Genomic DNA, 23,102 nt, shown 5'->3' with positions numbered 1-23,102 from the left:
AGGATGATATCCCATTATTCCTCATTTCTAGCATTGGAACCGCATATGGCATTGGCAAAATTTGCTGAGATTAAACAATTCATCCTTGCGCGTATTGAGGCGGGTGAGTGGGAAGAGAACGCCCGCATACCATCAGAAAATCAATTAACTGAGATGTTTAATTGTAGTCGAATGACTGCCAGACGCGCATTAACTGAACTGGTCGAGGCTGGCATTTTAGAGCGCACCCAAGGGTTAGGGACATTTGTAGCAGGTCTTAAGTCGCAATCGTCTTTACTGAATATTCGTAATATTGCCGATGAAATTAAAGAGCGCGGCCATGGATACAGTGTAAAGCAGCTAGAGTTAACCCAAATAGACGCCATCGCGCCAATTGCTATCGCGTTAGGATTAGAGGTGGGTAGTCCCGTATTTCACTCGGTATTAGTGCATTGCGAGCAAGGTATACCATTACAGTTAGAGGAACGCTTTGTTAATCCTAACTTGATCCCTGATTACCTAAAGCAAGATTTTAGCCAGCAAACACCCCATGAATACTTATCCCAAATTGCGCCATTAACAGAAGCGCGCCACACAGTCGAAGCGATTATTGCCACAGAACAAACTCAGCAACGTTTAGAAATAGTGGCCACTGAACCCTGCTTACAAATTACTCGCCGCACCTGGTCACGTAAAGGCGTGGTGAGTTTTGCCCGTTTAGTGCACCCCGGCAGTAAATTTAGATTAGGCGGCCATTTAACCTTTAAGCGTTAACCATAGATAAATAAGTTATTCGCCGTAAGTAAACAGATTAACTAACGAACAACAAGCCGTTAGCCACAGAAAAAATAAAACAAACCGAACAGGTTGAAGAGGAAAATATGGATAAAAGACACGACCCAAGCAGACGAATTATTGCGCCACACGGTACAACGCTAAGTTGTAAAAGCTGGTTAACAGAAGCGGCAATGCGGATGTTAATGAACAACTTACACCCTGATGTAGCTGAACGCCCGGAAGATTTGGTGGTTTACGGTGGTATTGGCCGTGCAGCAAGAGACTGGCCAAGCTATGACAAAATTATTGAAGTGCTGCAGCGTCTTGAAGATGATGAAACCTTATTAGTGCAATCAGGTAAACCTGTAGGTGTGTTTAAAACCCACAGTAATGCACCGCGAGTGATTATTGCCAACTCAAACCTGGTACCGCATTGGGCTAATTGGGAGCACTTTAACGAACTCGATAAAAAAGGTTTAGCCATGTATGGCCAAATGACCGCCGGTTCGTGGATTTACATTGGCTCGCAGGGCATTGTGCAAGGCACTTACGAAACCTTCGTCGCTATGGCAAACCAACACTTTAACGGTTCATCTGCGGGTAAGTGGATTTTAACCGGTGGTTTAGGTGGCATGGGCGGCGCTCAACCATTAGCAGGCACTATGGCAGGCTATTCAGTATTAACCTGTGAAGTGGATGAAACCCGTATCGACTTTAGAATGCGCACCCGCTATGTAGACAAAAAAGCCAAGTCGTTAGACGAAGCTTTAGCCATGATTGATGAAGCCAATAAAAGCGGCAAGCCTGTATCGGTCGGCTTATTAGGTAATGCGGCCGATGTATTTACTGAGTTAGTTAAGCGCGGTATTACGCCGGACGTGGTAACCGACCAAACCTCTGCGCATGATCCATTAAATGGTTATTTACCTCAAGGCTGGACATTAGAGCACGCTGCCAGCATGCGTAAAACTGATGAAGCGGCAGTGGTTAAAGCTGCTAAGCAATCAATGGCTGTTCAGGTTAGAGCTATGTTGGCATTACAAGCCGCTGGCGCTGCAACCACAGATTACGGTAATAACATTCGTCAAATGGCGTTTGATGAAGGCGTTGAAAATGCTTTTGATTTCCCTGGTTTTGTACCTGCTTATGTGCGTCCTTTATTCTGTGAAGGTATTGGCCCGTTCCGTTGGGTAGCCTTGTCGGGTGATCCTGAGGATATTTATAAAACTGATGCCAAAGTCAAAGAGCTTATTCCTGATAATCCACATTTGCATAATTGGTTAGACATGGCGCGTGAGCGTATTGCGTTTCAAGGTTTACCTGCACGTATTTGTTGGGTTGGTCTAAAAGATCGTGCTCGTTTAGCGTTAGCCTTTAACGAAATGGTTAAAAATGGCGAGTTATCTGCGCCAATCGTTATTGGTCGTGATCATTTAGACTCAGGCTCAGTAGCCAGTCCAAATCGTGAAACAGAATCTATGCTTGATGGCTCTGATGCGGTATCTGATTGGCCATTAATGAATGCACTATTGAATACCGCTAGCGGCGCCACTTGGGTGTCACTGCACCATGGTGGTGGCGTGGGTATGGGCTTTAGTCAGCATTCTGGTGTGGTGATTGTTGCCGACGGTACTGATGAAGCGGCTACGCGATTAGGTCGAGTATTATGGAATGACCCCGCTTCTGGTGTGATGCGTCATGCTGATGCAGGTTACGACATCGCAAAACAGTGCGCTAAAGAGCAAGGTTTAGATTTACCTATGATTTCAAGTGATAAAGCAGGAACACAATAATGACTAAGCATAAATTCACATTAACACCGGGCACACTCACACTGGCAGAGCTGCGCCAAATTAGTCGTAATTCTGTTGAGCTAACCCTTGCCGATAGCGCCTTTGCTGATATTAATAATAGTGCTGAAATTGTTCAGCAAGTATTGCGAGATGGTCGCACCGTTTATGGTATCAATACCGGTTTTGGCTTATTAGCTAACACCAAAATTGCGCCAGGTGATCTACAGCTATTACAGCGGTCCATTGTGTTATCGCATGCGGCGGGTATCGGCCAATATATGCAAGATGCGACCGTGCGCTTAATGATGGTATTAAAAATTAACTCATTAAGCCGGGGTTTTTCGGGTATTCGTCTTGAGGTGATCAACTTCTTAATCCAACTGGTTAATGCCGGTGTTTATCCCTGTGTGCCGGAAAAAGGTTCGGTTGGCGCATCGGGTGATTTAGCTCCGCTGGCCCACATGTGTTTGCCGTTATTAGGTGAAGGCGAAATGAGTTACCAAGGTGAGTTAATTAGCGCCAAAGAAGGCTTAGAAATTGCCGGTTTACAACCTTTAGAGTTAGCGGCGAAAGAAGGCTTGGCGTTACTTAATGGTACGCAAGCTTCAACTGCGCTGGCGTTAGAAGGTTTATTCAATGCCGAAGACTTATTTGCCGCCAGTTCAGTGATCGGCTCAATGAGTGTGGAAGCTGCAATGGGCAGCCGTAGCCCGTTTGATGAGCGTATTCACGCAGCGCGTGGACAGAAAGGCCAAATTGACTCGGCAGCTATTTTTCGTCATTTATTGGGCAATGACTCTGAAATAAGTCAAAGCCATGCAAACTGTGACAAGGTGCAAGACCCGTATTCACTACGTTGCCAACCACAAGTATTAGGTGCGTGTTTAACTCAAATTCGCCATGCCGCTGATGTACTCGGTGTCGAAGCTAATGGGGTAACAGATAATCCATTAGTGTTTCAGGACACCGGAGATATTTTGTCAGGCGGTAACTTCCATGCCGAACCTGTTGCAATGGCGGCGGATAACTTGGCGATTGCGATAGCTGAGTTAGGTTCAATTTCTGAGCGCCGTATGGCCTTGTTAATTGACTCTAGTTTATCAAAACTACCGCCATTTCTAGTGAATAACGGCGGGGTAAACTCAGGTTTTATGATTGCGCAAGTGACTGCGGCAGCGTTGGCGTCTGAGAATAAAACCTATGCTCACCCTGCATCGGTAGACAGTTTGCCGACCTCTGCAAACCAGGAAGATCACGTGTCTATGGCAACCTTTGCCGCGCGTCGTTTACGGGATATGAGTGAAAACACCCGTGGCGTGTTGGCAATTGAATTGTTGGCAGCGGCTCAGGGGCTTGATTTTAGAAAGCCATTACAACCCAGTGCTGCGGTAGCCAAAGCGAAAGCCGAGTTACGTGAAGTGGTGACGTTTTACGATCAAGACCGTTTCTTTGCACCTGACATCGAAAGTTCGATTGACTTATTGATGCAAGCAAACTTTAACACTTACTTACCAATGGGGATGATCCCGAGTCGCTAGATGATACGATTCTTGATACCTAGGGTGAGTTGTAAAGCCCTAGGTTAAAAAGTAATGAATAGATAAAGGACCCTGAGGTCCTTTTTTATTGTGATTTTCGGTTTTGTGCGATAACGATAAAGTAAGTGATAAAACACCGCCTAGCCTTGTTTCAAATGAGCAATATCAATATTGTTTAATCTTTCATATAAGTGCTGAAATGATAATGTTAAAATCACGATTTAAAATAATAGTTTGCGGCTGGCTTTAGATGGGTAATTATGGATTTAACTGATTATCGTTTACCCAGTGATTGTTATGTTTAGGCTTATCTTAATGAATAGGATTGAATTTGAATACAAATTGGCGAGTTGAAGTGGCCTCTTGGCTAACAGATTTAGGGATTAATAGTCAGCCTACCGATGGTATTTCTACCTCAGTATTATTGCTCGCGTGTGTGCTTGTGGCAGGCATTGGTTATTTTATTACTCATCATTTTTTTGTGAGTGGTATTAATCGTATTATCCGACGTTCTAGTGTGACTTGGGATGATATTTTTATCCGCTTCAAAATGTTTGAACGTTTAGCTATGCTAGTTCCCCTGCTCATTTTAGACTTTTTATTGCCGATAGTATTAACCGAACATAAAGTATTAAGCTTGTTTTTAGATCGTGCGCTTAGCGCTTTACTGGTGATATTAATTATCCGCGCCATTTACGCCGGTTTGAATGCAGTTAATGAGATAGCAGATGTTAAACGAATTAACCGAAACCTACCGGTTAAGAGCTTTGTACAGCTGACTAAGTTGTTTTTATTTTTTATTGGTCTGATTGTTATAATTTCCGTGTTAAGTGACCGTTCGCCGATATATTTTTTTAGTGGTTTAGGTGTTGCCACAGGTTTGGTGATGTTAGTTTTTCGCGACACCATTTTAGGCTTTGTTGCGGGTATTCAATTAGCAGCTAATCGCATGGTGAGTAAAGGCGATTGGATCCAAATGGACAAGTATGGTGCTGATGGTGCGGTTGAAGATGTCACTTTAACGACCGTAAAAGTGCGTAATTGGGATAACACTATCACCATGATCCCCGCTTATGCTTTAGTGTCCGATGCATTTAAAAATTGGCGCGGTATGTCAGAATCTGGCGGACGCCGTATCAAACGTTCAATTAATATCGATGTAAATAGTATTAAGTTTCTCAGCGATGATGAAAAAAGCCGCTTATCAAAAGTGAATCATTTAAAAGCTTATATTCCACAAAAGCTGTCAGAAATTACCACGGCAAACCAACTGATTAGCGATCTTGATATGCCAGTTAATGGCAGAAGGTTAACCAACATTGGCACCTTCAGGATTTACCTACAGGAGTTTTTACGCCAGCACCCTAAGATACACAAAGACATGACCCTGATGGTGCGTCAGTTGGCGCCAACAACTGAGGGGCTGCCGATTGAATTGTATATTTTTACCAATGATATTCGCTGGGCATACTACGAGGAGATTCAGGCCGATATATTTGATCATGTTTTTGCTGTATTACCAGAGTTTGGTTTGCAAGCATTCCAAAATCCGACTGGCATTGATATGCGTTCTATCAACACAGTAGTCAATAAGCTAGAAAATTAGCAGATTATAGGGCTGTGAATCGCAGCCCCAACGGTTATTTGGTTTGTTGCTTTTGATAAACGGGGATGGTTTTGGCGTGACGGCCATTAATGGTGCGGTAAAAAGCCATCAATTGATTTATTTCTAACTCTATCGCCCCGGTTGGTTTTAATGCTGTGGTGATAATTATTTTCTTACTGTTAAAATCTAAGCCTACCGGCACAATATCAACACCTGCCTGCAGGGCGATATGATAAAAACCACTTTTCCAGCGTTTAACAGGACTGCGAGTGCCTTCCGGTGCTAATGCAAGTTTGTAATTTGCGTTTTGATTAAATAGCTGTACCGCAGAATCAACCAAGTTATTGTGTTTACGTCTGTCTACCGGGCTGCCACCCATTGCTTTAAATATCCAGCCCCAAGGCGGAACAAACAATTGATGTTTACCTAAAAAATGGATTGGGGTGTTTAATGCACCGCGCGCCAGAATACCAATAACAAAGTCCCAATTGCTCGTGTGCGGGCCAACAATAATGACACATGATTGGTTATGATTTATATGGCCATCAAACTGCCAGCCAAGCTTGGTGAGTGACCAGCTACAGAAGCGATTAAACATAAGTAACCCTTTATTTTTGGCTACCATTAAACGGGTAGCCTTATTATTTTATTATGTATTTTAAAGTAACAAATCTATTTGGATTAGCAAGCGCTTAAGTAGAGCTGGCGCATCTTTCTAGCGGCCTGTAGAGCTTAAATTATAGATCAATTGGTGTTAGGTGAATTAATGTGTAGGGGCTTGTTCGAACTCAGTAATATTTTTGGCTTCTTGCAAAATACTCTCACCTAAGTCAGCTTCAGAGCGCATTCTGGCAAAATCCAGTTTCATACGTTGTTGCTTGGGTAGTGCTTGGCGCGCTTCCATAATAGGATGAGATCTTATGATGTCATAATGGCTGAACAGCTGTGGGAAAAGCGGGGTCACTTGTTCTGTCATTGACAAAGCATCGAATAACTTACCAATACGCATTACCCCTTCAGAAAGCTCGCAGCGGTCCTCTAGCATCGCTGCCGCGATGTAACGAATATCGGTAAGGGCTTGTTGTCGGCGCACCTCTGCTTTTGCTAGGCGCTCTTCAAGGGCTTGTTGATTAATGGCAGCTTGGCGTTTCACTTTCAACAACAATGATGCGGCATAAGCACCTAAGGCGATAACGATGATAATGGCGATGATTATAAGAGCGGTAGACACAAAGACTCCTTAATTGGCTGACTACGACGAATAACAAACTGGCGCATTAAGCGCCAGTCGGGAGTTTATTTAGTCTTTGGAGAAGTAATCGTTTAAGTGATTCTCACCAGACTCAAACCGGGCTAATAAGTCATCATCAGAATCTGATTTAGCGGGTTTTTTGACTGCTTTTGGAGCTGGCTCAGGTTCATTTAACCCTAAGCGGTTCATTAAATGTTCAATTTTGTCTAATTGAGCATCAAGCCACTTTTGATCTTCTGCAGACAAATCACGGCCTTCTTCTAGCATGTCTAACAAGCTATTTAGGCGTGGGTCATCTTCTAACTTGAGCAACTTTTGCTCGTCAGTCAGTTTAGGTTGCTTAGGCTTATCCTGTTCCGCAACTTTAGATACTTTGACCACAGGTGCTAGTGCTACAGGCTTTTTACTGCCATGACGAGGGTCTGTCGACTTGCCGGCATTAGAGGGTGCACTTTTCTTTAGTAAGGCTTCGTTGTGACGACTTCCAGACTTTCGGCCTGTTTCGCCACGTTTTCCTTCAGCATCTTTACGATCGGCTTTTTTGACTCTAGGTGCAAATTTAGGGCCGTTCTCTCCGCCCTTGCGAGTTTTTTTACTGCGCGCCATGAATTATCTCAGTTACTTTTTAAAACAGCTCACGCCGGCAAAATGCCAACGTGCATTAAATTAGGATGCGCTTTATACCAGATCCTGATGATTTTTGCATCAAAATGAGCGCCTGCGATACAAATAATAGCGTAAATTCGCTATTTTCGGTTAAATATTCGAAAGTTTGTCGTTGATAGAAGCTCACATGGGTAGGATTATTTTTATAATGCCACTTATTAAAATGTCTTAAATCCGTCATCAGTGGGGTACTAATTGCTAACCATCCCCCCGGTTTAACTAAACGAGATAACAATTGCCACTCTTTATTTGGGTGGCGAAAATGCTCAAACACTTTATAACTACAGACAAAGTCATAGGTTGTTTGCAATACACTGTGATCCGCTGCGAAAAAAGGATCGTACTGTTTAACACTATGGCCGGCTTCATTAATTGACTGCAAACATTGTTGATCCAGCACTCGGCCAAAGTTAAGTCCTGATAATGTACCAGATTGTTGTAAATTAATTTGCGCTAAAAGTGGCATTAAGAATTGTGAAAGCTGCCGTTGTTTAGCCCCTTTCTGTGCTCGGCCATAACGTTGCATTTCAATACTGGGTCTTAAATGAGACTTAGGATCTGCCATAACTAGCCCACAATGAGGACAGACATAAAACGCGCGCTTTTTATCCTGCAAAAAAAATTGAGCCTGATGATTGCACAGAGGGCAGGGTATCATTAAATATTTATACACCTATAGAAGGATGTGTCATGACAGTATATAGGGATTTTTTGAGCTTTAAAATCACCAAGATATACAGTTTAGCTTGAAAAAAAGACAAGAAAAAAGGTGGCAGTAAACTGCCACCTTATAAACAGTGCAAAAAGCACCTTATTCTGATTCCAAGTATCCATGCTTGCTATGCGACTTCCCGGTCGGATCCTTCTTGTTTTTTAAGCTTTCCATGCGCTTATTATTATTGGTCATCTATGACGCTTTTTATATGCTCTGTAGTCATCCTAACTTCAGCTTCCGTAGACGGTCATTAATGACACATCATATTCCTAACCGTCATCTGTGACGTGAATTTACTATCCATGTATAAAGTACCTTCCAGTGATAGTCGGCTTCCAGTGAATGCATCCTAAGCATGAGCTTTGTGTGCGAATACAGTTTGCTTTTATCTCTGTTGCGTAAGGCAGTGCTATATAGCATGTCGACCAATTGGTCTATCCCTTACAAATTATCTGACCTGGATTTCAAACCGAAATCGCGACTCTTTGTTATTATTATTGAGTGGCCGTAAGTATATTATTATTATTGATTCAATTTATTCTTATATCTTAAATGACAAGGTCCGAGATCTGTTTTTACATTATTATTATTAGCAATAAACAGCTGGGTTCATCTCGGTACGGGGGGTATTTAACCCTAAAAGCGTCAACCCTGTCAAGCATTGATGGTATGAAGTTGACGTAAACGTAAACTGGCGGTCAAAAATAATGGGTCAATCAGACCCATTATTTAATCAGTAGATTTATGATTTAAAACTACTTAATGCTTGAAATATACTTAGATAAAGCTTCCATATCTGCATCGGTTAACTTTTTCGCAATGTCTTGCATCATGCCGTTCATATCGTTATTACGGCTTTTTTCACGAAATTTAGTTAATTGAATTTTGATGTAATTAGCATGTTGGCCGCCAAGAGCTGGAAACCCTGCCGCTGCCATGCCTTTTGCATCTGGACCGTGACATGCAATACATGATGTTATGCCGCGAGCCATATCGCCACCTTTGTAAAGCGACTCACCCGCAGCAGGGACATCGGCTACATCAGCCACAATAAGCTTTTGCGATGAGTAATAGGCTGCAAGATCAGCAATATCTTGGTCACTTAACCCGATAGCCATACTGCCCATGATTGGGTCCATACGACCTTGTTTACCACCTGTTTGCATTGCTGCACGAAACTCTTTTAACTGTTTCTCAAGGTATGATGGGTGTTGTCCCGCGAGTTTCGGGTACATATCAATCATGCTATTGCCGTCAACACCGTGACAGGCAGAACATACGAGTGCTTTAGTTTTTCCCGCTTCGGCATTACCTTCAGCCATAACAGGTGATGACATAGCGGCTACTACAGACAGCGCAAGAGCTAACTTTTTCATGGCGTTCCAACTTCTTGTTAATTTATTGTCCTGAGCTTACTAGGATAACCCGCAAGCGTGGTAAAATAGTTTTCCAAGCGACAATTTTGCTTTAAATGAGGCTTTTAGAGTTCATTTAAGAGCTTTTTAAATCACAATATTAAGATTTGCTTGGAGTTATAATGTGATCTGGCTGATATTTTACACGAAAACGTGCAAAAGGCAGCATTTGAAACATAAATATGATGTTAGGTAAACATTTTCTGGAGTAAACCGTGTCTGAATCTCAAATCGACTTTCGTCAAACTAAGTTTTTAATCAGTGCACCTGACATTGCACACTTAGATCAATATCTTCCTGGCGATGTAGGTGTTGAGATTGCATTTGCGGGCCGCTCTAATGCCGGTAAATCCAGTGCATTAAATGCGTTAACCGAGCAAAAAGGTTTAGCCAGAACCAGTAAAACACCTGGCCGTACTCAGTTAATTAACGTGTTTTCTCTCGCTGCTGACCGCCGTTTAGTTGATTTACCTGGTTATGGTTTTGCTAAAGTGCCATTAGCGTTAAAAAATAAATGGCAGCTTGCGTTAGGCGAGTATTTACAAAAACGTGCTTGCTTAAGTGGTGTTGTGGTATTGATGGACATTCGTCATCCGCTTAAAGATTTAGATATGCAAATGATTGAATGGGCGGTGTTCAGTGAAATTCCCGTGTTAGCTTTATTGACCAAATCTGACAAGCTTGCGCAAAACGTGAAGATGAAAACAGTTAACGCCGTGCGTAAAGATTTGTCTAAATTTGGCGATTGGGTTCAAGTTGAGCCATTTTCGTCAACTAAAGGCACAGGTAAGCCAAAAGTGCTGAGTATTTTAAATAAGTGGTGTAATCCACAATGGCTACTTGATCAGCAAGCGCTTGAAAAAGAACAACAAGAGCAGCAAGATTAGCAGCTACTTATCGATAATAAAAAAGCGTAATGTGTTAATCACATTACGCTTTTTTATTGGTCTATCATTTTTTACAAGCAAAAAAAACCGATAACCATAGGGCTATCGGTATAAAATTCTTTAGCTCTTTTTGGGGAGAAGCTAAATTCAACAAGACTCAAGTGACATCAACTCAATTTGATGACTCTCAATACAAATATAATAACGCTATTTTTAACTCATTTAAAGTATTTACTCTAAAAAATCGAATTTAAATTACAAATAATCATTAATTTTCCCATTGTGCAGTTTTAAAGTCACAAATCGATTAAAAAAAACCAAAAAAAAGCCTCAGCAATAAACATTGCTGAGGCGCCGAATTTGGCTGGTCACTATCGCTAGTGAAATAAAGGTTTGAAAGACTGAACATCTTAACCTCTGTACCCTACGACAAGAATAATACCCTATTGGACTTTAAATGGAAAACTGTTTTTCATATAAAACGACAATAATGTGAACTTAAGCACAGTCGACTGCTATCTATTTTTTATTCATTTATCATTATTATAGATTTTAGTTATTAATATCAGAGGATTGACGTTAATTTTAGCCGATAAAAAAACCGCGCTATTCTGGCGCGGTTTTGGCTTGATCTTGAATCGAGTTAACTTTTTGGCATTTATGAGCTTAGTGGGCTTGATCCCAGTTGTCTCCAATACCAGCTTCTGCGAGTAAATAAACATCTAATTTGGCCGCATCGGCCATCAGCTGACACACTTTTTGTTTTAGCGCCTCTGCTTGATCTGCATCCACTTCAAACACTAGTTCATCGTGAACTTGCATTATCATGCTTATCTCGCCATGGGTGTCTTGCTTTATCCAGTTTGCTACAGCAATCATCGCTTTTTTGATAATGTCCGCAGCAGTACCTTGCATTGGCGCGTTAATCGCAGCGCGCTCTGCAGCTTGGCGGCGCATTGCATTACGATCTTTTATTTCCGGTAAATACAGACGACGACCATATAAAGTGGATACGTATCCTTGTTCAGCGGCATCAGCACGTGTGTCTTCCATATACTTTAATACGCCAGGGTAACGGGCAAAGTAGGTGTCGATATAGGTTTGAGCTTCATTGCGTGGAATATCTAATTGCTTAGCTAAACCGAATGCTGACATGCCGTAAATCAAACCAAAATTGACTGCTTTAGCACGGCGGCGTTGTTCTGTGGTGACTTCTTCAAAATGTACTCCAAACACTTCAGCAGCAGTTGCCTTGTGAATGTCTTTACCCTCGGCAAAGGCAGTTAATAGGCCTTTGTCCTGCGACAAATGCGCCATAATACGCAATTCAATTTGCGAGTAATCCGCCGCTAATATCTTACGACCTTCTGGAGCAATAAACGCTTGGCGAATACGGCGACCTTCTTCGGTGCGAATAGGAATATTCTGTAAGTTTGGATCGCTAGATGATAAACGTCCGGTTGCCGCATTAGCCTGATGGTAACTGGTGTGCACGCGTCCGGTGGTAGAGTTAACCATTAACGGTAATTTATCGGTATAGGTACTTTTTAATTTAGCCAAACTGCGGTGCTGCAAAATAATTTTAGGCAATGGGTAGTCTAGCGCGAGTTCAACTAAGACATCTTCAGCGGTAGAAGGTGCGCCTTTAGGTGTTTTCTTTTTAACTGGGTATTTTAACTTGTCGAAAAATATCACTTGCAGCTGTTTGGGTGAGGCAAGGTTAAATTTTTCTTCGGCTATTTCATATGCCTCTTGCTCTAGTTGGTCGAGCTTTTGAGCTAATTCCCCACTTTGTTGGCTGAGTAGCATTGAGTCGATATACACACCTTGTCGCTCTATATCGGACAATACTTGAATAAGTGGCAATTCTAGCTCATTAAATACGCTGGCAAGTTTGGCTTCTTTTTCGACTCTTGGCCATAAGTGCTGATGTAAGCGAAGGGTAATATCGGCATCTTCTGCGGCATAGGGTGCGGCAATGTCGAGCGACACTTGATTAAAGGTGATTTGTTTGGCGCCTTTACCTGCAACTTCTTCAAAACTGATATTTTTATGGCCTAGATACTTAAGCGCTAAACCGTCCATATCATGACGTGATGCAACCGAGTTAAACACGTAAGATTCAAGCATGGTGTCATAACGCACCCCTTGTAACTTAATGCCGGCGTTAGCAAATATACTGATGTCGTATTTTAGGTTCTGACCGACTTTCTCAGGTTTAGTGCCTTCAAGAATAGGGCGAAGTTTTTCTAATACAGCTGCTTTATTCAGTTGCTGAGGCGCTCCTTCATAATCGTGTCCTAGAGGTAAATAGGCTGCTTTTCCGGCTTCTACCGCAAATGAAATCCCGACTAATTCAGCATCCATATAATTTAAACTGGTGGTTTCAGTATCCACGGCAATTAACTCTGCCTGACCTAATGTGATTATCCATTGGTCAAGTTGCTGGTCAGTCAAAATGGTTTGGTAGTCAGTTTCTATTACAACTGGCACCGAACTTGGCTCATCCGTTTCTTCAGCTTTAGGCGCTGTTGGGTTGTTGTTATCCAATACCTCTGCTAACCAACGCTTAAATTCCATTTCGCCATAACAAGCAATGAGTTCGTCACGGTTTTGCGGTTTAATATCCAGACCATGCCAGTCTTGCTCTAGTTCAACATCTGTTTTGATGGTTGCTAACTCATAAGACAATTTCAACATGTCTGCGTTATCGATGATTTTAGCAGGCATGGTTTTTGAGCCTCTAAAGTTCACCTCTAGTACAGATTGAGGATCGGCTAGTAATTTTGCCACGCTGCCAACTCCCGTTAACATTGCAAGGGCTGTTTTTTCACCTACACCAGGCAAGCCTGGAATATTATCGGCTTTATCTCCCATCAAGGCTAAAAAGTCGATGATCAATTCGGGACCGACACCAAATTTAGTTTTTATTTCTTCTGGTCCCATGATGGTATCTGTCATGGTATTGATTAAAGTGACATGTTCATCAACGAGCTGGGCCATGTCTTTATCGCCAGTACTGATTAATGTCGCCCGACCTTCTTTACTCGCCTGACGAGAAAGAGTACCTATTACATCATCGGCTTCCACACCTTCAATACTGATCAACGGCAAGCCTAATGCGCGAATAATACGGTGCAATGGCTCAATTTGACTGCGTAAATCATCCGGCATAGGAGGACGTTGCGCTTTGTACTCACTGTACATGTCATTACGGAATGTTTTGCCTTTAGCATCAAAAACTACCGCGATATGTGAAGGCTCATATCGGCTTAATAAGCTACGCAACATGTTTACTACGCCATATACAGCGCCTGTTGCCTCCCCTTTAGAGTTGGTTAAGTGTGGTGGTGCGTAGTAAGCGCGATAAAGATAAGACGATCCATCGACCAAAATAAGCGGATTATGAGCAACTATAGGCATAATATGAGTTCGTTTCTGTTATGTTGAAAAGAATATACTAGCAGTGAATATAGCATGAAATGGACTATGAATGTTTGAACGTTATGAGTAACTTAACTCAAGCGAAAAGTGTCAACAAAAATGACCACGCACAATGGTCACAGCCTGTGGATAAGTCTGTGAGTCATTTTGTGTAAATAACAGGATAGTTTTAAATACGACTAGAATTGAAAAATATAACTTGTTGAATTATATTGTTTATTTTAATTTTTGTGAGCGGTATATAAGTTTTATAAATTATTCTTATTATGTGGACTTTTTTATTTAACTGGGTTAGTCCCTTGATATATAAACGATAGATTAAAGCTTTTTTGGTGTTGCAAACTACATCGGATAATTCATTTAATGGATTCTCCGATAATCCAGCTCTGATATTTTTCGTAGCGATTGACGGTATAAAATTGAATAACTGACTTTACAAAAAATTTGATGAGCTAAGTTAGCACGATTTTTAATCAGATCAAGTGTTTTGTTGAGCATTTGTTAAAAAATTACGTAATCAATCCTAAGGTGAAGGAACCGACAATGAAAACTATTGCAGTATTATTAAGTGGATGTGGTGTGTTTGATGGCACTGAAGTGCATGAGGCTGTTTTAACCTTACTGGCGTTGTCTCGTGCGGGTGCTAAGTATCAGTGTTTTGCCCCTGATATTGATCAAATGCATGTGGTTAACCATTTAACTGGTGAGGTTACAGCTCAAGAAACACGAAACGTATTAGTTGAGTCAGCACGAATTGCCAGAGGAGAAGTGCTTAACGCAGCCAACTTAGACGTTGACCAGTTTGATGGCTTGATTGTGCCTGGTGGATTTGGCGCAGCGAAAAACTTATCTAACTTTGCCACTAATGGCAGTGATTGCATTATTTCGCCTATTGTTGAGACCTTTTTGCGGGAGTTTGCGTTGGCGAATAAGCCAGTAGGCTACATGTGTATTGCCCCTATGATGCTACCTGTTATTTACACGAATGTTAAGGGCACTATTGGCCGTGACAATGAAACTGCTCATGCATTTAATGAAATGGGCGGCGAACATCATGCGGCGAATGTTGAGGATATTTTTGTTGATGAGGCGAATAAAATAGTCACAACTCCAGCTTACATGCTGGCAACTAGCATTGCACAAGCTAATGAAGGCATCGAGAAACTGGTTAATAAGGTGTTAGAAATGATAGGGTAAATGCTAACCCTCGCTTGCCAGCAATGACAAAGAGGAGGGTTAGCTTTTAGCTGATTTACGGCTATCGAATAGTGCTTGAGCTAGACCCACCAACAAACCACCCACATGCGCCCCGTTAGCTATTGGCATACCTAATAAATCGGTAAACCCTAATATTAACCAAACCATCATAAAGCCCATATAAGATTGTGGTAATGCGATACTACAATCTGGTTTTCGTACACCCATTAACCAGGTGTACCCGACTACCGCATAGACCACGCCAGATAAGCCGCCAAAATTGGGACCTGTAATAAAAAATTGTAAAATATTGGGCAAGGTGCCCGCCATAAGCAATAAAAACAATAAGGGCCTAGTCCCTAAGCGAGTTTCTATTTTACCACCCAAATACCACCACCAGAGTAAATTGAAAATAATATGCATCGCGGAAAAGTGCATTAATGAGGGGGTAAATACACGCCAAACTTGATTAAGGTTGCTGTCAGACACAGCGCTAAAAAATGATAATGCGCTAAAGGTGGCATTACCCAGACCTAAGTTCATTAATGCATATACAACAACACAACTAAAAAAGGTGATTAATGTCAGTGGTCCTGCGCCGGTAATAAATTGCTGGGCTAAGCCTAAAACACCTGAACCATAATCAAACTTTGTCTGTGTACTGCCATTATCCCACGAAGCCTGTAGATATTTGTCATCGTGAGGATGCAACACAAATTGAGCAAATTCATTACGGGCCTTTGCTTCATGTTGTGGCTCAACTAACATAATTGCTACGCCATGAGGGTGAGGCTCAATATGGCTCTCAATACCCAAACCTGTTAGGTAATCCACAAAAGCCTGTGCGGTGCGAGCGTATGGTAGCAGGCCAATTTCTATCATGCGTGGGCGGCTCCCCATGCGACATAACCACCATCAAGGCTATAGACATCATCAAAACCTTGTTCAATAAGGTAGCCTGCAGCGCCTTGGCTGCTTATACCGTGGTAACAGACAACCACTAGTGGTTTATCCATATCGGCATCGGCAATAAACTGAGCGATATTTTCGTTAGTTAAATTGATCGAGTTTTCAATATGCCCGGCATTAAAAGTGGCGCCGTCGCGAATATCAACAATCTGTACATCGTTAGAATCTGTAGTCATATGGATGAGTTCGTTGATAGATAAATGCTTAAAAGTCGACATGCTGCACCTTAAGGTAAAAATAACGGAATAAATAACAAAGTAAACGTGATTATGTAATAAGGGGTTGTAATGATACAACCCCTTATTGGTGTGAATATTATGTTAGGTTTAGGGCTGTGCCTAAATTAGTCCCAATTTAAAATCACTTTTCCTGATTGGCCTGAACACATAGCGTCAAAGCCTTGTTGGAAGTCATCAATATTGAAATGATGGGTAATAATAGGTGACAGGTCTAATCCCGACTGAATTAAACTGGCCATTTTATACCAGGTTTCAAACATCTCGCGGCCATAAATACCTTTGATGATTAACCCTTTGAAAATGACTTTGCTCCAGTCAATAGCCATATCGCCACCAGGAATACCTAGCATGGCAATTTTGCCGCCGTGGTTCATGGTGTCTAACATGGCGTGGAACGCTGATGGAACCCCAGACATTTCTAAGCCGACGTCAAAGCCTTCTGTCATGCCGAGATCTTTCATCACATCTTTTAAGTTTTCTTTGGCGACGTTTACAGCGCGGGTTACACCCATTTTGCGGGCCAAGTCTAAGCGGTATTCGTTAACATCGGTAATCACCACATGGCGAGCGCCCACATGCTTACAAACCGCCGCAGCCATAATACCAATAGGCCCAGCACCTGTGATTAATACATCTTCACCGACCAAATCAAATGATAATGCGGTATGAACAGCGTTACCAAATGGGTCAAAAATAGCGGCTAATTCATCCGGAATGTCCGCTGGAATTTTAAAGGCATTAAATGCTGGTAATACTAAAAATTCAGCAAATGCGCCATCACGGTTTACACCCACACCAGAAGTGTTACGACATAAATGAGTGCGACCGCCTCGGCAGTTTCGGCAATACCCACAGGTAATGTGGCCTTCACCTGATACGCGATCGCCAATAGCAAATCCGCGCACTTCCTGGCCCATGCCGACTACTTCACCGACATACTCATGACCCGCGATCATAGGAACAGGAATGGTCTTTTGCGCCCATTCGTCCCATTTGTAAATATGTACGTCAGTGCCGCAAATAGCCGTTTTACGAATTTTGATTAATAGGTCGTTATGACCTACTTCTGGTTTTGGTGCGTCAACCATCCAGATGCCTTCTTCAGGCTTTAATTTACTTAGTGCTTTCATCTTAATAACCTATTATTTCCGAGCTGTTGTCGTCTTGGCTAAGATCAAATAATGCCCATGTCTTTACCTATTCGGGTAAAGGCACTGATAGCATGGTCTAATTGCTCACGGGTGTGTGCGGCTGACATTTGGGTGCGAATACGTGCTTGTCCTTTAGGAACAACAGGGAACGAAAAACCGACCACGTAGATATTTTCAGCCAGTAATTTGTTAGCAAAGTCACTTGCTAGTTTTGCATCGCCAATCATAACCGGAATAATGGCATGATCTGCGCCGCCTAAAGTAAAGCCTGCAGCTGTCATTTGCTCACGGAAATAACGGCTGTTTTCCCATACGGCTTCACGTAAGTTTTGCCCAGTTTGTAGCATTTCAAGCACACGAATCGACGCACTGACAATTGATGGGGCTAAAGAGTTTGAAAATAAGTAAGGGCGTGAACGTTGACGTAACCACTCAACCACTTCTTTTTTGGCAGCAGTAAAACCACCTGATGCGCCACCTAATGCTTTACCTAAAGTACCTGTAATAATGTCCACTCGGTCCATCACATCACAGTACTCATGTGTACCACGGCCATTTTGGCCAATAAAGCCCACGGCGTGAGAGTCATCGACCATCACTAATGCGCCGTATTTATCTGCTAAATCACATACGCCTTTGAGGTTGGCAATTACGCCGTCCATCGAAAACACACCGTCGGTGGCAATCAAAATATTGCGTGCACCAGCGTCTTGAGCTGCTTTTAATTGGACTTCTAAATCAGCCATATCATTATTGGCATAACGGAAACGCTTCGCTTTACATAAGCGTACGCCGTCAATGATTGAGGCGTGATTAAGTGCGTCAGACACAATAGCATCTTCGGCATCTAATAAGGTTTCGAACAAACCGGCGTTGGCATCAAAACAAGAAGAATACAAAATAGTATCTTCAGTACCTAAAAACGCGCTTAAGCTTGCTTCTAATTGCTTATGAATATCTTGCGTACCACAGATAAAACGCACCGAAGCCATACCAAAACCATGGGTGTCTAAACCCGCTTTTGCTGCTGCAATAAGGTCAGGGTGATTAGCTAAACCTAGATAGTTATTAGCACAAAAATTAATAACTTGAGTGTGATTAACTTCAATCGAGGTTTGCTGAGCAGATGCAATTACACGCTCACTTTTATATAAGCCATCGGTTTTTACATCGGCAATTTGTTGGTTGATACGGTCATAGAAAGAGGTTGAGGCCACCTTTTTTCTCCTAGATATTGGTTATTATGCTAATCCAAACCTCAGTGTAAAATCGGTCTACACGGGGCAGGTCAGTTGGAGTTGATGGCATTCTAACCTGTATTTTTGTTGTCCCACAGTGTTTTTTATAGTGGCAAATGCAACATTAACAAGATTAGGGCAATTGAGGTGTTTCGATTAGAAAATCTAATCAGAATTATGAATGAATTGTTATCGAAAATACCGCCAACCCACATACTATTGTAGCGGGTTCGGGCAACATTGTTTGATGGCTGTAGAGTTTACGCTGCGGCAGCGCGCTCTTGGCTAGCGATATCACGATAATGATGTTCTAAACGATCAAACGTGGCGATGGATGACGGCGTTGAGTAAGCTTTAAAAATCATCATAACCCGTAATAAACCATCGTATAAAGTGGCTTTAGTTATGGTGCCAATACTCGTTTGCGTTAACTGGTAGCTAATCCAAAAACTCACCATCATTTTAATCGTGTCTGCTAAGTCGATAATGCGGTCATCATCTACGGCTAATATGCCGTCTTTTTTCAGTTTGCGTAATACATCACTAGAGCGATTTAATACCTGCTGCTGGGCATGTAAATAACGTTTTTTAAGCGCATCATCACGACTTAAAATATCGGCTAAATTAGCGTACATAAAGCGGAACTGCCATAGGGTATAAAACATGGCATCAAAATAACCAATCAGTAAGTCAACCGTAATTGGGATGTCATCGTACGGCTTAAACCCCGACTCCAAATGACTTTCATACAAACTGAATATGGAGTTAATGATGTCCTCTTTATTGCGGAAGTGGTAATACAAATTACCCGGGCTAATACCTAAATGGGCAGCAATATGATTGGTTGTTGTGGCACGTTCACCGTGTTCATTAAACAGTTCGAGGCTTGCAAAAACAATTTTATCGCGGGTTTTCATGCGGTTTCCAATTTCAACAAAAAGTCATTTACGCTTATGGCGACATGATAATCGAGAGTTCATATCCCTATGAATTATGATTATGTTAACATTGTGTTTATCTGACAAGCAAAAATCTCAAAAGTAGCTAATTAATGTTCCGAATTCTGTATTCGATATTTCTTTACCTCTTGTTTCCATTAGTTGTAATTTATTTTGGCGTGCGTGCCTATAAGAGTGTTGACTACCGCAGTCGTTGGGGTGAACGTTTTGGTTTAACCCAATGGGCAAAAACCGATGTGGTGGTGCATTGTGTCTCAATGGGTGAAACCTTGGCCGCTGTGCCGCTAATTAAAAAGCTAATTAAAACCTATCCAGAGTATAAATTTACCGTCACGACGACTAGCCCAACAGGGTCTAGCGAAGTGGTCAAAGCATTTGGCACTAAAGTACAGCATTGCTATTTACCGCTGGATTTTACTTATGCAGTGAAGCGATTTTTACGCCAGACAAAACCCCAAATGTTGATCATTATGGAAACCGAGTTGTGGCCAAACTTGTTATATTTTGCAGATAAACAGCAAGTTAAGTTAGTTCTAGCCAATGCGCGTTTGTCAGCAAAATCTGCTAAAAAGTATCAAAGTAAGTCATGGCTAACTCGGCCTATGTTAAAACGATTAAGCGCTATTGCGGTGCAAACTCAAGCAGAAGCTAGCCGGTTTTCTTCGTTAGGTGTTGACCCCGCCGTTGTGCATGTGTGTGGCAGCTTAAAATTTGACCTCACAATTGATCCGCAAAAATTACAGCAAGCTCAAGCGTTAAGGCTGCAATGGCAACGCCAACAAGCGCCGATTTGGGTGGCGGGCAGTGTTCATCCCGGCGAGTTTGACGCAATATTAACTGCACATAAACAACTGTTAGCCAAATACCCTCAAGCCTTGTTAATTATGGCGCCGCGTCATCCTGAGCAATTTAATTTAGCAGCTATTACCATTGCTCAAGCTGGTCTGCAATTAGCGCGTCGTAGTATGAATGATAACGTGGTTGAACAAACTCAAGTGTTACTAGGCGACACTATGGGGGAGTTGGTGATGTTATATGGCGCAGCAGACCAAGCTTTTGTCGGCGGCACGTTAATTAATAACGGTGGGCACAACCCACTAGAGCCAGCAGCAATGGGGTTACCCGTCACTGTGGGGCCTAATCATTGGGATTTTGCCGAAATTACTGCGCTGCTGAAACAAGCTGGAGGTCTTAAAGTGGTAGCCAATGCTGATGATCTTGCCGACACACTACTGCACTTTTTTGAACATCAGCAAGATTATCAACAAGCTGTGCTAGCTGCGCGTGGTGTTGTTGAGCAAAATAAAGGCGCACTTGAAAAGCAATATGCGCTAATCGCGCAGTTATTAACGCACTAAAATACACGAAAGTGCTCAATAGGCTGCTTTTATTGGCGCTTAATTTACAGCCCTATTGGGTTTAGCGTTTGATAGCCCTGGATTAATTGTTGCCAGTTTTCTGTGGTGAATGGTAAGGTCGGTTGTTTAGTTTGCTCTTTGTTAAACGAGCGCAATAATCGTTGTAAATTTGCCTGTTGCCATTGTTTCTGCGGTGATTTAATTTCACCGCGATCAAAATCGATTAACGAGAATGAATCACCAGAGATTAAAATGTTCTTCGCGTTAAGATCGGCATGGTACACCCCACGCAGATGAAACTTAGCAATAGTTTGGCCCAATGCGTGCCACTGAGCCTCAGTAAGTGGCTGGTTAGTTAAATGCGCCACTAGATCTTTCGCACCAGCGACTCGCTCAATAATAATATCTGCTCGATACCAGAAACCAAAACGTTCAATTTTAGCCGCAATAGGGTTCGGTACCGCAAAACCTTCTTGATAAAGCAGCTCTAATAACGCTAACTCGGCATAGGCGCGTGTGCGAGCTAATCCTGTGTAGAAGTAAGCGTCACGGCTAAACTTTTCCATTAATCCACCACGCCAATAATGACGTAACACCCACTGTTGCTGTTGGTGTTCAGCACCGGTTTGCACAAACCAAGTGGTGTAGCGTCCTTTGGACTGGCCAACGACTGCATCGTTCGCCTGCCAGTGCTCAACAGTGAAACTGTCGACAGTTAATTGTGCTGCTGATGGTGGGCACCAAGCAATAACGCCGTTGGGTATGGATTTTAGCTGCATGAATAGTTAATAACCCTGCTAGATCAAAAGGGCATTATACCTTAAGATCACTCACTTGCATTCACTGGCAACTTCGCTTGCTTAATCTTACATTGGACGCCCATGAAGTTTGACCCCAGCAAGATGAAATCATTATGCCTTTTAAGGTTATCTGCCATTGGTGATGTGTGTCATGCCGTGGCTATGGTACAAGCTATTCAGCGTGAATATCCTGAGCTCAGCATTACCTGGATTATAGGTAAAGTAGAATATCAATTATTACAGTATCTCCCTGGGATAAAGTTTGTCATATTTGATAAATCCCAAGGTTGGCGAAGCTATGGTGCATTGCGTAAAGCATTAGTCGGACAAAAATTCGATGTGCTTTTGCACATGCAAGTGGCTTTAAGAGCCACCATCGCATCATTGATGATTAACGCTCGTGTTCGAGTTGGTTTTGATAAGGCCAGAGCCAAAGAAGGCCAGTGGCTAGTGACTAACCATGCGGTAGAACCACTAGCAACGCCACATGTTTTAGACGGTTTTATGGGGTTTGCCAAAGCCATTGGCGTGACAGACTTAACCCCGCGTTGGCATATTCCTGTCCCACAAGCTGACACCGACTTTGCCTCACAACTTATTGGGGATGATAAGGTATTTATTATTTGCCCCGCAGCCAGCAAAGCTGAACGTAACTGGTTACCTGAGCGATACGCTGCTGTGGCCGATCATGCGATTTCGCAAGGCTTTAGGGTAATGTTGTGCGGTGGTCCCACAAAACTAGAAAAAGATTTAGCCGATGCGATTCAATCACACAGTCAACATATGTTAGACAACCAAGTCGGTAAAACATCCTTAACGCAATTGCTTGCGGTGTTAAAGTTGGCAAAACGGGTACTTGCACCTGATACCGGACCATTACATATGGCTGTCACGCAGGGCACTGCCGTAATCGGTCTATATGCACATTCTAACCCTGATCGAACAGGGCCCTATTTCTATCGCCAACATACCGTGAGCGTTTATCCGCAAGTTATAGCGACGCAAGTGCAGGGCGACATTCCTTGGGGAAAAAGAGCCAAAGGCGATCATTTAATGGTCATGATTGACGTTGCTGCTGTTATTGAGCAATTTGATTGTTTGAACATATAGGTATATCTA

Annotated in this window: 20 protein-coding genes; 8 read left to right on the top strand and 12 right to left on the bottom strand. The window is 42.4% G+C overall.

Translation table 11 applies throughout. The annotated features are described in order from the left end of the window. Window positions 1-45 precede the first annotated feature (45 nt). The 4 genes from hutC (at window position 46) to ACRWQM_RS17610 (ending at window position 5,693) form a co-directional block, all read left to right on the top strand. Window positions 46-753, top strand: coding sequence for a histidine utilization repressor (gene hutC, locus ACRWQM_RS17625; RefSeq protein ID WP_434930773.1), 708 nt, complete (start codon window positions 46-48; stop codon window positions 751-753). A 107-nt stretch (window positions 754-860) separates the two neighbouring features. Next, the gene (gene hutU, locus ACRWQM_RS17620; protein WP_434930772.1) at window positions 861-2,549 is read left to right on the top strand and encodes a urocanate hydratase; all 1,689 of its coding nucleotides are present in this window, start codon (window positions 861-863) and stop codon (window positions 2,547-2,549) included. Continuing rightward, a complete protein-coding gene (gene hutH / locus ACRWQM_RS17615; RefSeq protein ID WP_434930771.1) occupies window positions 2,549-4,087 on the top strand; it encodes a histidine ammonia-lyase in 1,539 nt (512 codons plus the stop codon). Before hutU ends, hutH begins: the two co-directional genes overlap by 1 nt. Before the next feature lie 331 nt (window positions 4,088-4,418). Further along, window positions 4,419-5,693: a mechanosensitive ion channel family protein gene (locus ACRWQM_RS17610; RefSeq protein WP_434930770.1), complete on the top strand. Its 1,275-nt coding sequence runs from the start codon at window positions 4,419-4,421 to the stop codon at window positions 5,691-5,693. A 34-nt stretch (window positions 5,694-5,727) separates the two neighbouring features. Here ACRWQM_RS17610 and ACRWQM_RS17605 read toward each other — a convergent pair whose 3' ends face one another. From ACRWQM_RS17605 to ACRWQM_RS17585, 5 genes are all read right to left on the bottom strand, one after another. Beyond that, window positions 5,728-6,291, bottom strand: coding sequence for a 1-acyl-sn-glycerol-3-phosphate acyltransferase (locus ACRWQM_RS17605; protein WP_434930769.1), 564 nt, complete (start codon window positions 6,289-6,291; stop codon window positions 5,728-5,730). A 165-nt stretch (window positions 6,292-6,456) separates the two neighbouring features. Further along, complete coding sequence (locus ACRWQM_RS17600; protein WP_434930768.1) at window positions 6,457-6,924, bottom strand: DUF2489 domain-containing protein; 468 nt, start codon at window positions 6,922-6,924, stop codon at window positions 6,457-6,459. Between the two features lie 69 nt (window positions 6,925-6,993). After that, complete coding sequence (yihI, locus tag ACRWQM_RS17595) at window positions 6,994-7,551, bottom strand: Der GTPase-activating protein YihI (protein WP_434930767.1); 558 nt, start codon at window positions 7,549-7,551, stop codon at window positions 6,994-6,996. 55 nt (window positions 7,552-7,606) lie between these two features. Then, window positions 7,607-8,269, bottom strand: coding sequence for a methyltransferase domain-containing protein (locus ACRWQM_RS17590; protein ID WP_434930766.1), 663 nt, complete (start codon window positions 8,267-8,269; stop codon window positions 7,607-7,609). 812 nt (window positions 8,270-9,081) lie between these two features. Then, complete coding sequence (locus ACRWQM_RS17585) at window positions 9,082-9,702, bottom strand: c-type cytochrome (RefSeq protein ID WP_434927762.1); 621 nt, start codon at window positions 9,700-9,702, stop codon at window positions 9,082-9,084. Between the two features lie 254 nt (window positions 9,703-9,956). On the opposite strand from ACRWQM_RS17585, the gene yihA reads away from it, so the two are divergent. Continuing rightward, entirely contained in the window at window positions 9,957-10,628 is a 672-nt protein-coding gene (gene yihA / locus ACRWQM_RS17580) for a ribosome biogenesis GTP-binding protein YihA/YsxC (RefSeq protein WP_226412061.1), read from the top strand. A gap of 666 nt (window positions 10,629-11,294) precedes the next feature. Here yihA and polA read toward each other — a convergent pair. Beyond that, window positions 11,295-14,051 carry a DNA polymerase I gene (gene polA, locus ACRWQM_RS17575; RefSeq protein WP_434930765.1) on the bottom strand — a complete coding sequence of 919 codons (2,757 nt, stop codon included), beginning with the start codon at window positions 14,049-14,051 and terminating at the stop codon, window positions 11,295-11,297. A gap of 564 nt (window positions 14,052-14,615) precedes the next feature. Here polA and elbB point away from each other — a divergent pair. Continuing rightward, complete coding sequence (gene elbB / locus ACRWQM_RS17570) at window positions 14,616-15,269, top strand: isoprenoid biosynthesis glyoxalase ElbB (RefSeq protein ID WP_434930764.1); 654 nt, start codon at window positions 14,616-14,618, stop codon at window positions 15,267-15,269. Window positions 15,270-15,308: 39 nt separating this feature from the next. On the opposite strand, the gene glpG is transcribed toward elbB, so the two are convergent. From glpG to ACRWQM_RS17545, 5 genes are all read right to left on the bottom strand, one after another. Continuing rightward, a complete protein-coding gene (gene glpG / locus ACRWQM_RS17565) occupies window positions 15,309-16,151 on the bottom strand; it encodes a rhomboid family intramembrane serine protease GlpG (RefSeq protein WP_434930763.1) in 843 nt (280 codons plus the stop codon). After that, on the bottom strand, window positions 16,148-16,456 hold the full coding sequence (gene glpE / locus ACRWQM_RS17560) for a thiosulfate sulfurtransferase GlpE (protein WP_434927766.1): 309 nt from the start codon (window positions 16,454-16,456) through the stop codon (window positions 16,148-16,150). Before glpE ends, glpG begins: the two co-directional genes overlap by 4 nt. Window positions 16,457-16,581: 125 nt before the next feature. Further along, a complete protein-coding gene (gene tdh / locus ACRWQM_RS17555; RefSeq protein ID WP_434927767.1) occupies window positions 16,582-17,607 on the bottom strand; it encodes an L-threonine 3-dehydrogenase in 1,026 nt (341 codons plus the stop codon). A 44-nt stretch (window positions 17,608-17,651) separates the two neighbouring features. Continuing rightward, entirely contained in the window at window positions 17,652-18,845 is a 1,194-nt protein-coding gene (locus ACRWQM_RS17550) for a glycine C-acetyltransferase (RefSeq protein ID WP_434930762.1), read from the bottom strand. 281 nt (window positions 18,846-19,126) lie between these two features. After that, window positions 19,127-19,783: a TetR/AcrR family transcriptional regulator gene (locus tag ACRWQM_RS17545; protein WP_434927769.1), complete on the bottom strand. Its 657-nt coding sequence runs from the start codon at window positions 19,781-19,783 to the stop codon at window positions 19,127-19,129. Window positions 19,784-19,917: 134 nt separating this feature from the next. Between ACRWQM_RS17545 and waaA the strand changes: the two genes are divergently transcribed. Next, window positions 19,918-21,183: a lipid IV(A) 3-deoxy-D-manno-octulosonic acid transferase gene (gene waaA, locus ACRWQM_RS17540; RefSeq protein WP_434930761.1), complete on the top strand. Its 1,266-nt coding sequence runs from the start codon at window positions 19,918-19,920 to the stop codon at window positions 21,181-21,183. 44 nt (window positions 21,184-21,227) lie between these two features. On the opposite strand, the gene ACRWQM_RS17535 is transcribed toward waaA, so the two are convergent. Then, window positions 21,228-21,962 carry a 3-deoxy-D-manno-octulosonic acid kinase gene (locus ACRWQM_RS17535; protein ID WP_434930760.1) on the bottom strand — a complete coding sequence of 245 codons (735 nt, stop codon included), beginning with the start codon at window positions 21,960-21,962 and terminating at the stop codon, window positions 21,228-21,230. A 102-nt stretch (window positions 21,963-22,064) separates the two neighbouring features. Between ACRWQM_RS17535 and ACRWQM_RS17530 the strand changes: the two genes are divergently transcribed. Next, the gene (locus tag ACRWQM_RS17530) at window positions 22,065-23,093 is read left to right on the top strand and encodes a glycosyltransferase family 9 protein (protein ID WP_434930759.1); all 1,029 of its coding nucleotides are present in this window, start codon (window positions 22,065-22,067) and stop codon (window positions 23,091-23,093) included. Window positions 23,094-23,102 lie beyond the last annotated feature (9 nt).

The sequence above is a fragment of the Shewanella sp. HL-SH5 genome, assembly GCF_051163755.1.
GTDB classification, from domain to species: domain Bacteria; phylum Pseudomonadota; class Gammaproteobacteria; order Enterobacterales; family Shewanellaceae; genus Shewanella; species Shewanella glacialimarina.
This window is presented reverse-complemented; position numbering and strand designations above follow the sequence as displayed.